This is a genomic window from Dysgonomonas sp. ZJ279, assembly GCF_011039205.1.
Classification (GTDB): Bacteria; Bacteroidota; Bacteroidia; order Bacteroidales; family Dysgonomonadaceae; genus Dysgonomonas.
Genome location: NZ_JAAKEL010000005.1, coordinates 177,069 through 191,225, shown reverse-complemented (window position 1 = coordinate 191,225; position 14,157 = coordinate 177,069). Strand labels below are relative to the sequence as shown.

Annotated in this window: 14 protein-coding genes; 10 read left to right on the top strand and 4 right to left on the bottom strand. The window is 38.8% G+C overall.

The features are described from left to right. The first annotated feature begins 27 nt into the window (after positions 1–27). From G7Y57_RS08900 to G7Y57_RS08890, 3 genes are all read left to right on the top strand, one after another. A complete protein-coding gene (locus tag G7Y57_RS08900) occupies positions 28–534 on the top strand; it encodes a hypothetical protein (protein WP_165022556.1) in 507 nt (168 codons plus the stop codon). A 124-nt stretch (positions 535–658) separates the two neighbouring features. Beyond that, positions 659–1,555 carry a DUF1080 domain-containing protein gene (locus tag G7Y57_RS08895; protein WP_165022552.1) on the top strand — a complete coding sequence of 299 codons (897 nt, stop codon included), beginning with the start codon at positions 659–661 and terminating at the stop codon, positions 1,553–1,555. Positions 1,556–1,626: 71 nt separating this feature from the next. Further along, positions 1,627–2,166, top strand: a complete 540-nt coding sequence (locus tag G7Y57_RS08890) for a glutathione peroxidase (RefSeq protein WP_165022549.1) — start codon at positions 1,627–1,629, stop codon at positions 2,164–2,166. Positions 2,167–2,326: 160 nt separating this feature from the next. Here G7Y57_RS08890 and G7Y57_RS08885 read toward each other — a convergent pair whose 3' ends face one another. Beyond that, positions 2,327–3,643: a UDP-glucose dehydrogenase family protein gene (locus G7Y57_RS08885; protein ID WP_165022546.1), complete on the bottom strand. Its 1,317-nt coding sequence runs from the start codon at positions 3,641–3,643 to the stop codon at positions 2,327–2,329. Positions 3,644–3,979: 336 nt separating this feature from the next. Between G7Y57_RS08885 and purL the strand changes: the two genes are divergently transcribed. The 6 genes from purL to G7Y57_RS08855 all read left to right on the top strand — a co-directional run bounded on the left by purL (position 3,980) and on the right by G7Y57_RS08855 (position 10,756). Continuing rightward, a complete protein-coding gene (purL, locus tag G7Y57_RS08880) occupies positions 3,980–7,663 on the top strand; it encodes a phosphoribosylformylglycinamidine synthase (RefSeq protein ID WP_165022543.1) in 3,684 nt (1,227 codons plus the stop codon). A gap of 79 nt (positions 7,664–7,742) precedes the next feature. Next, complete coding sequence (locus tag G7Y57_RS08875) at positions 7,743–8,336, top strand: hypothetical protein (RefSeq protein ID WP_165022540.1); 594 nt, start codon at positions 7,743–7,745, stop codon at positions 8,334–8,336. A gap of 113 nt (positions 8,337–8,449) precedes the next feature. Further along, a complete protein-coding gene (locus tag G7Y57_RS08870; protein WP_165022537.1) occupies positions 8,450–9,235 on the top strand; it encodes a hypothetical protein in 786 nt (261 codons plus the stop codon). Beyond that, positions 9,232–9,645 (top strand): acyl-CoA thioesterase, encoded by a 414-nt coding sequence (locus tag G7Y57_RS08865; RefSeq protein WP_165022534.1) that lies wholly within the window; start codon positions 9,232–9,234, stop codon positions 9,643–9,645. Before G7Y57_RS08870 ends, G7Y57_RS08865 begins: the two co-directional genes overlap by 4 nt. 3 nt (positions 9,646–9,648) lie before the next feature. Further along, on the top strand, positions 9,649–10,056 hold the full coding sequence (locus G7Y57_RS08860) for an acyl-CoA thioesterase (protein ID WP_165022530.1): 408 nt from the start codon (positions 9,649–9,651) through the stop codon (positions 10,054–10,056). A gap of 1 nt (position 10,057) precedes the next feature. After that, complete coding sequence (locus tag G7Y57_RS08855) at positions 10,058–10,756, top strand: histidine phosphatase family protein (protein WP_165022526.1); 699 nt, start codon at positions 10,058–10,060, stop codon at positions 10,754–10,756. An 18-nt stretch (positions 10,757–10,774) separates the two neighbouring features. Here the strand turns inward: G7Y57_RS08855 and G7Y57_RS08850 are convergent, their stop codons facing one another. Both G7Y57_RS08850 and epsC read right to left on the bottom strand, forming a co-directional pair. Continuing rightward, positions 10,775–11,227, bottom strand: coding sequence for a hypothetical protein (locus G7Y57_RS08850; protein ID WP_165022523.1), 453 nt, complete (start codon positions 11,225–11,227; stop codon positions 10,775–10,777). 66 nt (positions 11,228–11,293) lie between these two features. Next, a complete protein-coding gene (gene epsC / locus G7Y57_RS08845; RefSeq protein WP_165022520.1) occupies positions 11,294–12,109 on the bottom strand; it encodes a serine O-acetyltransferase EpsC in 816 nt (271 codons plus the stop codon). Between the two features lie 208 nt (positions 12,110–12,317). On the opposite strand from epsC, the gene gdhA reads away from it, so the two are divergent. Continuing rightward, the gene (gdhA, locus tag G7Y57_RS08840; RefSeq protein WP_165022517.1) at positions 12,318–13,655 is read left to right on the top strand and encodes an NADP-specific glutamate dehydrogenase; all 1,338 of its coding nucleotides are present in this window, start codon (positions 12,318–12,320) and stop codon (positions 13,653–13,655) included. 78 nt (positions 13,656–13,733) lie between these two features. On the opposite strand, the gene G7Y57_RS08835 is transcribed toward gdhA, so the two are convergent. Then, positions 13,734–14,123, bottom strand: a complete 390-nt coding sequence (locus G7Y57_RS08835) for a hypothetical protein (protein ID WP_165022514.1) — start codon at positions 14,121–14,123, stop codon at positions 13,734–13,736. Positions 14,124–14,157 lie beyond the last annotated feature (34 nt).

The window sequence follows — 14,157 nt, the reverse complement described above, 5'->3', positions numbered from 1 at the left end:
CATTGAAAAACTAAATATTACACAGTTATGAAAAAGCTATTAATACTATTATTCACAGTACTAACATTTGCAGCGTGTGAGGGACCCGAAGGCCCAATGGGTATGACTGGTCTGACAGGACAACAAGGTGAGCAGGGACCACAAGGCGTACAAGGAGAACCGGGAGAGCCCGGCTACGGAACAAGCTGGTATGTGACATCATTTACGATACAAAGCAGTGAATGGCAATTGATGGGGGCTCCGGGAGAGCTTAACTCATACTATTATCTGGATAAGTCATTACCCGAACTCAATAACTTTGTCTTCAATCAAGGAACTGTAGTGGCTTACATAGAGACAGAAAAAGACATTAAAAATGGTTTGCCGTATGTCTTGCACAAAGGTGGCTCTGATAACCAAGGTGAATTTTTATGGACTCAAACCTTCGATTTTGATTTTTATCCCAAAGGTGTACGGTTCTATCTGACTTATTCTGACTTTAATACCCAAATCCCTCCGGATACCGAAACATTCCATATTGTGCTTATGTGGTAATATTTTTACATTTTCAAAGAAAACAGGATATAGCTTTAGGTTATATCCTGTTTTTTATTATATTTACAAACAAGTGTTTTTATAAGGCATTTACCCATAATAAATTAACTGACCCTTACCTCGAATGAAAAAGACATGCTCAGGACTTAAAGTTCTTCCTTTACTCTTGCCTCTTCTATTAGGCATCTCTTTTTCTGCGAGCAAGAGCATAGAAAAAGACGAATGGACTTCCCTTCTTGATAAAGATTTGTCACAGTGGCGCACCTATCTCAGTTACGAAATCAAAAACGGATATAACGGCAGTGTCCCTGTCGATGCTAAAGGCGATACAATCCAACCGATCGGCTATGACAGTAATGTTAAAAATGTATTTACAGTCAATGAAGAATCAGGAACCCCCATATTGAGAATCAGCGGAGAAATATATGGCTGCTTGTTTACAAAGAACAGTTATAAAAACTATCGGTTCAAGCTGAAAATGAAATGGGGTAACAAAAAATGGGAGCCCAGACTCGATGAACCTCTCGATTCGGGTATCCTATACCATTCACAGGGAGAAGCAGGTGCCGATTACTGGAGAAGTTGGATGCTTAGCCACGAGTTTCAGTTAATCGAAGAAAGTAGCGGCGATTATTGGAGCATCGGTAATTCACAAGTAAAGATACCGGCACAAAAAGAAGGCGATTTATTGCGTTTCGATCCCCAAGGCAAACTACTTTCAGTAGGTACAGGTAGTGAAAATGGTGGATTCTGCGGCGTTCGTAAAAGTGCCGACAAACCTGTCGGTGAATGGAATGATATAGAGCTAGTCTGTTATGAAGGTAAAAGCCTTTATATTGTAAATGGAGAAGTAGTTATGGCTCTCTCCGACCTCACATATACTGACGGCGATGTAAAGAAACCGCTCATAGAAGGGGCAATACAACTGCAAAGTGAAGCCGGAGAGGTATTCTTTAAAGACATAAAAATCAAGGAGATTGATACTGCTCCCGAGGAGTTTTCAATTTATTTTAAAGTATAATAAAAAGATTGAACAAAAATTAAAACATTCTTGAAGTATCGAACGTTATATAAAAATAAAAAGCAGAACAGATGAAACAGTTTTTTTGTATTCTTTTACTTACTCTTACAACAATAGCAGCAATGGGACAGAATAAATCTCTTTACGATTTCAAAGTAAAAGACATAGACGGAAAAGATTTTAATCTATCCGAGCTTAAAGGAAAAAAAGTTTTAATAGTAAATGTGGCATCCAAGTGTGGACTGACACCTCAATATGAGAAATTACAAGATTTGTATACTCAATATAAAGATAAAAACTTTGTCATTATTGGTTTTCCATCCAACGATTTCAAAGGACAGGAACCCGGCAGCAACGAACAAATTAAAGAATTCTGTTCGCTAACCTACGGAGTCACCTTTCCGATGATGAGTAAAGTAGATGTGGTAGGCGACAACAAAGCACCTATTTACAAATGGCTTACAGAAAAAGCGGAGAATGGTAAAATGGATGCCGAAGTAGAATGGAACTTTCAAAAATTCATGATTGACGAAAAAGGTCAGCTTGTAGATTTTGTACCTCCTCGTGAAGATCCTTTTTCTGACAAGATCATTAAATGGATTGAACAATAAAATAAGACACAATACAATAGAGTTCACTATTTTTTTTATCACTAACGTTCCGCGTTATTACGGACTTCCCAACCACAGATGCAAACACATTTTATTTTTTTATATTAAAAAAGCTCGCAGATTAAATCTACGAGCTTTTTGTTTTTCCTAATATATCTTATCAGATTCCTATACCAAAGTAGTCGAAACCTGTTTCAATCATTTCTTGTTTATTATAGATATTACGTCCGTCAAACACAACAGGTTTTTTCATCGTTTTCTTTATTACCTCCCATGTCGGCAAACGGAACTCGTTCCACTCGGTAACCATAAGAATAGCATCAGCATCAAGTGTCGCATCGTATATATCTTTAGCATATACAACTGTATCGCCCAATTTATGCCTAGCCTCTTCCATTGCTACCGGATCGTACGTTCTAACCTTTCCTCCGGCCTTTATAATCTTGTCGATCAGCACCAATGCAGGAGCTTCGCGCATATCGTCGGTCTTCGGTTTAAATGCCAATCCCCATACTGCGATAGTCTTTCCTTTTATATCGCCACCATAGTATTTCATCAGTTTCTCGAAAAGAACATTTTTTTGCGATTCGTTTACACGCTCTACAGCGTCCAATATTCGCATATCGTAGCCTTGCTTTTTTGCTGTATTGATTAATGCTTTCACATCTTTCGGGAAACAGCTTCCACCATAACCACAACCAGAATAAAGGAATTTAGAACCAATACGGGCATCGGAACCAATACCTTTACGTACCATATTCACATCTGCTCCTACTATCTCGCAAAGATTAGCAATTTCATTCATAAAGCTGATACGAGTTGCAAGCATTGCATTAGCTGCATACTTAATCATTTCAGCAGAAGGAATATCAGTATATATAATGCGGTAATTGTTCAGTGTAAACGGTTTATACAGGCGTTCTATTAATTTCTTAGCATCGTCAGATTCCAAGCCAACCACTACACGGTCGGGTTGCATAAAGTCTGAAATAGCTGCTCCTTCTTTCAAAAACTCAGGATTTGATGCCACATCGAACTTGACGTCCGACTTACCTCTTTTATCCAATTCTTCCTGAACTGCTTGTTTTACTAACTTAGCAGTACCTACCGGCACAGTGCTTTTAGTTACAACAACTATATATTTATTCAGGTTTCGTCCTACTGTGCGTGCCACATCCAACACATATTTCAAATCGGCACTGCCATCCTCATCGGGAGGTGTTCCCACGGCAGAAAAAACTATATCTACATCATTAAGTATCGAACTAAGATCGGTAGTAAAATGTAAGCGACCGGCTTTGTGATTACGTTCAACCATTTCATCCAATCCCGGTTCGAAAATAGGTATAATACCATTTTTCAGATTATCGATCTTCTTTTGATCGATATCCACACAGTAAACATCTGTACCCATTTCGGCGAAACAAGTCCCTGTAACTAAACCTACATATCCTGTACCAACAATTGCTATTTTCATTCTGAATATTTTGACATTATTTGCAACAATTTGTGTATTAAATACGGTGCAAAGATAAGTAAAATACTAAGTAAAAGATGAGTAAAACACTCAAAAATAAGTAAAATACACACTCCGGATAACGTTCAATCCTCAAATGGATACAAACTCATGGTATAACTGACTTTTTATAAAGCAAAATTATATGTTAGAAATTCAAAATTTACTACAGCTCAGACAAAACTCCGATTAGATTTTAATTTCTACATTTTCGCAATTTAGCATACCTAGATTATGCTTTCTTTTCACTAACTTTGTCTACCTATTTATAATAGCTTATATTAATTGGATAAAAGTATGATTTCTTTCTTTCAGACCTCTTCAAAGAACATTATTGCTGTTCAGACAAAAGTTAGTATCAATGCCGATTTCGTCGAGCGCCTCACTTGGGCATTTAGTGGTGCAACCCTGCTTGAAGCTGATAAAGTTTCAGGCTTTTTTGTTGGTCCCCGCCGCGAAATGATCACACCTTGGAGTACCAACGCTGTAGAAATAACGCAAAACATGGGAGTTGAAGATATTCTTCGTATCGAGGAATTCTTTACTGTCTCGTCTAAAGATGCAGCGCACGACCCAATGCTTCAGCGGGTATACGACGGATTGAATCAGGAGATGTTTACCATCAACAAACAACCCGATCCGATTATCGAAATTGATGATATAGCTGTATATAATAAGCAAGAAGGCTTAGCATTGAGCGAAGACGAAATAGAATATCTGAATGATGTTAGCAAAAGATTAGGCAGAAAGCTGACCGACAGTGAAGTATTTGGATTCTCGCAAGTAAATTCAGAACATTGCCGACACAAAATATTCAATGGTAAATTTATCATTGACGGAGAAGAAAAAGAAAGTTCTCTATTTAAACTAATCAAAAAAACAGCAGCAACCAATCCGAACAAATTGGTTTCGGCATACAAAGATAACGTGGCATTCAACGATGGTCCCGAAATAGAACAATTTGCACCGACAGATGGCGACAAACCAAGCTATTTCGAAACAAGACCAATCAAATCGGTGATTTCGGTAAAGGCTGAAACTCATAACTTCCCTACTACCGTAGAACCGTTCAATGGTGCTGCAACAGGTTCGGGTGGTGAGATTCGTGACCGTTTAGGCGGAGGTAAAGCCTCTTTGCCTATTGCAGGAACAGCAGTATATATGACTTCATATCCTCGTACAAAAGCAGGAAAAGCTTGGGAACAAATAATGCCTGAAAGGCCTTGGTTGTACCAAACACCGGAGGAAATTCTGATAAAAGCTTCGAACGGAGCTTCCGATTTTGGAAACAAATTTGGTCAGCCACTTATCTGCGGTTCGTTACTTACATTCGAACACGAAGAAAATCAAAAGAAATTTGCTTTCGACAAAGTAATCATGCTTGCCGGAGGTGTAGGGTATGCTAATAAACGTGATGCGCTAAAGGGCGAACCTAAACCCGGTGAGAAAGTAGTTATACTTGGTGGCGACAATTACCGTATCGGTATGGGCGGTGGAGCAGTATCGTCTGTAGACACAGGCGAATTTTCGAGTGGTATAGAATTAAACGCTGTACAACGTGCCAATCCCGAAATGCAAAAACGTACTGCTAACGTAATACGTGCTTTAGCAGAATCGAACGATAATCCGATTGTATCAATTCACGACCACGGCGCAGGCGGACACTTAAACTGTTTATCGGAACTGGTTGAAACTACCGGCGGAAAAATAGACGTATCTAAACTTCCCATAGGTGATCCGACCCTATCGTCGAAAGAGATTGTGGGTAACGAGAGTCAAGAACGTATGGGATTGTTGATCCCTGCAGAAGCTACCGAAAGAATCGAGCGTATAGCTTCGCGTGAGCGTTCACCGATGTATGTAGTAGGTGAAACAACAAACGATATGAAGTTTGTTTTCGAACAAGCAGACGGAAAACGTCCTATCGATCTTAAATTAGAAGATTTCTTCGGTAAAGCTCCGCAAACTATAATGCGTGATACGACCATAGAAGAAGAGTTCTCTAATCCCGATTACGATCTTTCTAAATTAGAAGAATATATAAAAAATGTGTTGCAACTCGAAGCTGTTGCTTCTAAAGACTGGTTAACAAACAAAGTTGACCGCTCTGTAACAGGTAAAGTTGCCCGCCAGCAAACACAAGGTGAAATACAACTACCACTAAGCGACCTTGGTGCTGTGGCTTTAGACTATCACGGAAAAGCAGGTATAGCAACATCGATCGGTCATGCACCGCAAGCTGCGATGGTAGATCCTGCCGCAGGTTCGGTATTGGCTATAGCAGAATCGTTGACCAATATAGTATTTGCTCCGATGGCCGAAGGTCTGAAAAGCATTTCGCTAAGTGCCAACTGGATGTGGCCATGTAAAAATCCGGGTGAAGATGCCCGTTTGTACAAAGCAGTAGAAGCTTGTTCAGAATTTGCATGCGATTTGGGAATCAATATCCCGACAGGAAAAGACTCTTTGTCGATGACTCAAAAATATGGCGATGAAAAAGTTTATTCTCCGGGAACTGTTATAATTTCGGCAGCAGGCGAAGTAAGCAACATCCGTAAGATTGTATCACCGGTATTGGCTTATATCAAAGGAACATACTTATACTATATAGATTTCTCGTTCGACACATTCAAGCTCGGTGGTTCGGCATTTGCCCAAACTCTTGGTAAACTGGGTGAAGAAGTACCAACAGTTACAGATAGCGAATATTTCAAGAATGCATTTATAGCTGTTCAGGAACTGATCAATAGAGGACTAATCCTTGCAGGACACGACGTGTCGGCAGGAGGTCTGGTTACAACAATGCTCGAAATGTGTTTCGCCAATCCGCAAGGTGGTTTGGATACACGTTTAGATAAAATTCGCAATACTGACCTTATTAAGATCTTATTTGCTGAAAATCCGGGTATTCTTGTTCAGGTGAAACATCATCATTTGGTAGAAAAAATCCTGGATGATTACGGTGTTGGCTTTGCTATTGTAGCACGCCCTATCGAAGAACGTAAGTTGATTATACAGAAAGATGAATTCCGTCAGGAATTTGATATTGATGAATTGCGCGATGTATGGTATGAGCCATCATACTTACTAGACAGAAAACAAAGCGGAGAAACTTTAGCAAAAGCCCGTTTCGAAAATTACAAGAAGCAGCTGTTGCAATTCAAGTTCAATCCTAATTTCACAGGGCGATTCGCTCAATACGATATTAACCCGAACCGTACTGCTCCAACAGGCATCAAGGCGGCTATTATCCGCGAAAAAGGAACGAATGGCGAGCGCGAAATGGCTTATTCGCTATATCTTGCCGGTTTCGATGTGAAAGACGTACATATGACCGACTTGGCAACAGGCAGGGAAACACTCGAAGATATCAATCTGATTGTATTCTGTGGTGGATTCTCCAACTCCGACGTACTTGGTTCGGCTAAAGGCTGGGCGGGTAGCTTTATGTATAACGAAAAGGCAAAGGAAACTTTACGCAATTACTACGAACGCAAAGATACATTGAGTCTGGGTGTATGTAACGGGTGTCAGTTGATGATGGAATTGGGACTTGTATATCCCGAACATGATGTGAAAGCGAAAATGGAACATAACAGTTCGCACAAATTCGAATCGACATACGTAAGTGTTGAGATTCCGAAGAATGAATCCGTTATGTTAGGTTCACTTTCGGGCAACAAGATCGGTATCTGGGTAGCACATGGCGAAGGTCGTTTCTCTATGCCTAAAGCTGAATCTGAATACAAGATTATTGCAAAATATATTTATGACGAATATCCGGGTAACCCGAATGGTTCGGACTATAATACAGCAGGTCTTTGTTCAGCAGATGGTCGTCATTTAGTTATGATGCCTCACTTAGAACGCTCTCTGTTCCCATGGCAAAATGCCTACTATCCGTTCGAGCATCGCAAGGATGATGTAACTCCTTGGATGGAAGCATTTGTGAATGCTAGAGAGTGGATAAAAAATAATTAATCTAAGAATAATTTATCCCGTCTGTTGTTCTTAGTTTTTAAGAATAAAAGACGGGATTTATAATGCAAAATACATAATTATGAGAAACTTTATTTTAGGAATAACATTCTTTTTATCACTGCAATTATCTGCGCAAGAACTTAGTTTATGGAACTTAAAATATGGAATAACTCAAAAACAAGCCATTGCCCAGATAGCAAAAGAACGTGGATTGACTGATCCGGAAATAGTTAATGACACGGCGGATAGTGATAATACTTTAATTTACTATTCTGATTGCTCCTTTGCGGGTGAGGATGCAGAGCTTGTAGCATTGAATTTTTATAAGGATCAATTTTATAGAGCTATAATCATGCTAAAACCAAAAGAATCGAGATTATTGACTAAATACGACTCTCTTGTAGACGATATATCTACTAAATATGGAAAACCAGACAAAAAGACATATAGTTTTGATTATCCCTTTGAAGAGGGTGACGGACATGAGCTATCGGCAATAAAAAGTGGTAAATCGAACATAGGATCTAGATGGAGTATTCCTAATAGAATGCCCACATCTACGGTCTCGATAGGTATAACAGATGCAGCCAAGATAGCAATCTTTTATAATTATCTGAAGATTAGCGATATCGTTGAAGCTAAAGAAAAAAATAAGAATTTGAAAGATTTCTAAATGATATAAGCCCCTTGCATGCTAATTATATTTCCATTCTATTTCACTATATTTGTTACAGTACCGAAATAATTTGGAGTATGTCATTAGAAAAATAGTAGAACACATTATCTATGAAAAGAATAATATTACTACTTTCTATCATTATCCCCATCTGTCTTTATTCAAACGAAACAGATAAAAAGGATATTGTGCAAAAAGGCAAGGACGAAGCCATATATTCAAAACCCTTTGCTAAGATTACAAAAGCAAAAGGTTGGTGGTATGATGGAGAGCAAGATCAATGGATAGGCGATAGTAATATAATAGGTAATATTGACAATTTCAAGAGTTATGAATTTGGATTTGTAACCTTTGGCGATAAACGTTATCTCTATTTTACCAAAGAGTATTTGACCGAAAATAGTTTCTGGTTTAAGAAGGAGTCACAAACTTACATTTTGGACATTGATGAATATAAAGAAGCAACACACGAGATATCTCCCATAAGAAATACATTTGCTTTCAGGGCATTGGCTAATGAATTCTCGAAGAAGCCTCAGTCAATAAATTTAGACGAGAATACAAATTATTCGGTATATCTTGTCTTTAAATTTGGAGTAGATGTGGAGAAAAACATTGTCCAGTTTCTGATATATGACGAATCTCAATTCAATGCAAGAGACGAAATATATAGGGTAAGCAAGTCTTCACTTAATAGCAAATATAATGATGTCGAAACATACGGAGAATTAGGTCTATATATCACTGCTGCCGATTATCCCGACGAATATTATCAAACAGACCTTATGTATGAGAATTTTTATTACGAAATGGATTTTGATAAGTTCTTAGATTTTATTACCTCTCCTTTCAGAGCCACAAGTGAAGAGGTTGAACCAGAAAATGAAATAAAATGAATAATAAACAATCAATATATCAACACAGCATGAAAGTGCGCGACTACGAATGCGACGCACAGGGAATTGTAAACAACGCCAACTATCAGCACTACTATGAGGTAGCTCGCCACGAATTTCTGGAAGAGCATCAATTAAACTTTTACGAACTGCACGAGCAAGGTATCGATGCCGTAGTAGTGAGTGTGTATATTCGTTACAAACACTCGCTAAGAGGAGGTAACGATTTTATATGCACCATAGATTCTCTTGAGAAAGAAGGTATTCGATACATTTTTCACCAAAAAATAGTACGGTTAAAAGACAATAAAGTTTGCTCGACAGCAAAGATAGAGGTCGCTTGTATGACAAATGGGAAAGTAGGCAAGCCTGATATTTTCGACAAGGCTTTTGATAAGTACATGCAATAAAAAATGGCTCTAACATACGAACATAAAATGAAAGTGCGTGACTACGAATGTGATGCACAGGGTGTAGTCAACAATGCAAATTACCTGCATTATTTTGAAGCTACACGCCATGAATTGATGGAAGAATGCGGACTCAGGCTTCGCGATCTGACAGAAGCAAATATCCTGCCGGTAGTACGAAACGCAAATATCAGCTATAAAAACTCATTACGAGGTTCTGACGAATTTATGAGTACAATTAAAATAGTAAGAGAAGGTATGCGCTATTATTTTCATCAGGATATTACGCGTACAGCCGACAGCGTTTTGTGCTCGAGTGCTATTATAGAAGTAGTGTGCCTTATAGATGGCAAAGTAGCTAAACCCGAAATGTTTGATAAAGCATTTACTAATTATATAACTTGGAAATAACATGAGTAAAATTACAATATACGTTGCCCGTCATGGCAAAACAATGATGAATAGCCTTGATAAAGTACAAGGATGGTGCGACTCCCCCCTTACAAAAGAAGGTATTGACGCAGCCCGGTATCTGGGTTATGGTATGGATGATATAACTTTTCGAACTGCTTATTGCAGCGACCTGAGAAGAACCCGCCAAACAGTTCAGATTGTACTGGGAGCTAAAGGACAGGATGATATACCCGTTATAGAACTAGCCGGACTGCGTGAGGCATGTTTTGGAAGCTTCGAAGCCGACTATAATGGTGTGATGTGGGGCAATGCTGCACTTTTCTTACAATACACTTCGTACGAAGATATGTACAAAGACATAATGGATCGGAAGATCAATTACAGCCATGTACTAAATGTTATCAAAAAGCTCGATAAAATGGGTATGGCCGAAAGCTTCGATCAGTTGGAAGCCCGCACACAGGAAAGCCTCAAAGAAATAGCTGAAAATGAAGCACAATACGGAGATGGCAATGTATTGGTTATAGCACATGGTATGAGCATCCTTGGTATGCTTTACAATCTGGGAGGTGATAAACTTTTAAAAGGTGCGCTAGATAATGCTGCTGTATGCAAAGTCATCTACGAAGATGGCAAGTTCACAGTAGAATCGATGGGCGACATGAGCTATGTCGAAAAAGGCAAGAAAAAGGAATAAAAAAGAGTAAGATTTTTCTTACTCTTTTAATAATTTCTCAAGAAACTCATCGAATTCACGATCAAATTTTTCGAGTAAGTCATTATCCAGCTGAACGGTAGAATCGTCGGTAATTAGTAAAAGTTCTTCTATTACCACAAAGTTTTCGTCAGCATAATTTATAGAAAAAGGCTTGTATAGCTCTAGTGATGCAAAAGCATCCTGACCATCCAAATCCTCCGTTACAGCGCGAAGAACGGATGCAATATATTCATCCGGCAGTTCATCTACCTTATCAATCCAATCGAAAATAACAACCTCTGCCGCACGATTTTCTTCGTCGTCATAGATTGCCACCTCACCACTCTCTTTATCTACTGTGATAAAAATATCAGTAAGAGAACTTCCCTGATAGTTTTTGGACAAAATGTCTACTGCTTCAAGAAAAGTCTTCTTAATTAATTGAGGTATCTCTTTATTTTTCTCATCCATAAGGTTCGAGCTAATTATTTTTTACGAAGGTAATAAAATAAACGAATAATTGATGTCTACATACTATTAAATAGAGAAATCGGCAGCCTCACCGCCATGCAAAGCGCTACGAATTCTAATTTCAGCATTTTGCATCACCTGCGAATAAGGAACTACGCTTTTTGTCAACCAGGCATTACCCCCGATTAGCGAATCGTGACCAACTACAGTTTTTCCACCCAAAATAGTAGCCCCTGCATATATCACTACATTATCTTCGATCGTCGGATGGCGCTTCTCGTTAAACAGTCCTTTAGTTACAAATAAGGCACCGAGCGTTACGCCTTGATATATCTTCACATTATTACCTATTATCGTTGTCTCACCTATTACAATCCCTGTTCCGTGGTCGATATAAAACGAATCACCGATCACTGCACCGGGATTAATATCTATTCCTACTTTCGAATGTGCATATTCAGAGAATAACCTTGGTATTATAGGTGTTCCTTGTTTATAGAATTCATGCGAAATACGGTAAACTGTCATTGCAAAAAAACCGGGATAAGTTATCATCACCTCTTCGACCGACCTTGCAGCAGGATCGTTCAAATAATATACTTCTGCCTCTTTATATAAACGATCTTGTAATTTTGGCAACTTCTCCAGAAATGTGTCGATTATCGCTTCTGCCCGCTCACGATCGAGAAGCGCAGTTAGATTCTCGACCAAAACCGAATAAAATAAGTACAGACTTTTCTCTACTGTTCTTTCGTGATCACATATCGGAAAGAGAACACGATGAATCAGCGTATCCAAAGCATCCTCCAACTCTATCTTATTAATAGGCAAATGCTTCGACGTAGCATTTAGGCGACTAGCAATATTATGAACGTTTACCATAATCTAAGTTTTAAGGTCGCAGACCTTTTATTATTTACACAAACAAATGTAATAATTAAAAAAGAAAAAAAGGTTCACGAAATTGTCTTATTAATAATATGTTTTATATCACATTTTTCAGGCTAAAAAACATAAAAATAAAATATCTAAATAAAATCCATTATTCTTACATTTGTATAGTTACATACACATATTTAACAACATTAATATGAATATAAATAACATTCTGTCAGCGCTGGAAGCAAAGCATCCGGGCGAACATGAATATCTCCAAGCAGTAAAAGAGGTATTGGTTTCCATAGAAGATGTGTACAATCAACATCCCGAATTTGAGAAGGCACGTATAATAGAGCGTCTGGTAGAACCGGATAGAATCTTTACGTTCCGTGTAACATGGCTTGATGATAAAGGCCAAATACAGACGAATTTGGGATACCGTGTGCAATTCAACAATGCAATAGGCCCATACAAAGGAGGGCTCCGTTTTCATGCCTCGGTGAACCTCTCAAGCCTTAAATTTCTAGGCTTCGAGCAAATATTCAAGAATGCGCTTACAACCCTTCCGATGGGAGGTGGTAAAGGCGGTTCGGATTTCAGTCCGAGAGGAAAATCGAATACGGAGATCATGCGTTTCTGCCAAGCCTTTATGCTCGAATTGTGGCGTAATATAGGCCCCGACACAGATGTTCCGGCAGGAGATATAGGAGTAGGTACTCGCGAGATAGGCTACCTATATGGAATGTATAAAAAACTAGCGAGAGAAAATACAGGCACATTTACGGGCAAAGGCCTAGAGTATGGTGGTTCTTTAGTTCGCCCCGAAGCGACAGGCTTTGGTGCCCTTTATTTCGTCAATGAAATGTTGAAATCAAAGAATATAGATATAAAAGGGAAAACCGTTGCTGTATCAGGATTCGGAAACGTAGCTTGGGGCGCAACCCTTAAAGCAACTGAACTCGGTGCGAAAGTAGTTACAATATCGGGGCCCGATGGTTATGTTTATGACAAAGATGGTATATCGGGCGAGAAAATAGAATATATGCTGGAATTGAGAGACTCGGGAGAGGATATAGTTGCTCCTTATGCCCAACGCTATCCAAATGCGGTATTCTATGCCGGCAAGAAGCCATGGGAACAGCAGGTCGATATAGCATTACCTTGTGCCATTCAAAATGAGTTGAATGAAGTTGACGCTAAAAATCTAATTACTAACAATGTAATATGTATAGCAGAAGTGTCTAATATGGGATGTACTGCCGAAGCCATCGATTTACTTATCGAAAAAAGAATCCTTTTCGCTCCTGGAAAAGCTGTTAATGCCGGTGGTGTTGCCACTTCGGGCCTAGAAATGAGTCAGAATGCGATGCATATTCAATGGTCGGCAGAAGAAGTAGATCAACGATTGCATCAGATAATGAATAGCATCCATAGCCAATGTCTGCAATATGGCAAAGAAAGGGATGGATGTATCAATTATGTAAAGGGTGCTAATATTGCAGGCTTTATGAAAGTAGCAAAGGCCATGATGGCACAAGGTATAATATAATAAAACAGTATAATCCGATTGATAATAAAAAAAGAGGCATATCGGATATGCCTCTTTTTTTATAGTTATTTTATCTCATTAAATATCATTCTTCCGTCTAGATGTCGTCATCCTTCTAAATCCGATGTAGAGTAAAAGAATAGACAATACAACAGGTAGAGTTGCATCACCAATAGGGCCTCCGACATTGCCGGCGTTACCTTCTTCCCATTCATCTCCTCCGGGGAATATAAGACCTTCGTCCCAAGACTTTCCATATCCTACCCAAGAAGATACTCCTTGTGCAGATGCAGATAAAGGTGATACATTATCTCCAGCCATAGAACGCTTTTCTTTGCGCAAATATGATTCCGACGGAACTTCAGTTGTATTTATAGGTACATCCGGAGTGTCAGCTTGAACTACAGTTGGTAATGCAAAGGTGAAACAGCCAATAAGTAGCAACAATATTATTAATTTAGTCTTCATTCTCTATTAGTTTTTCTTTGTGCTTCGTGCTCTG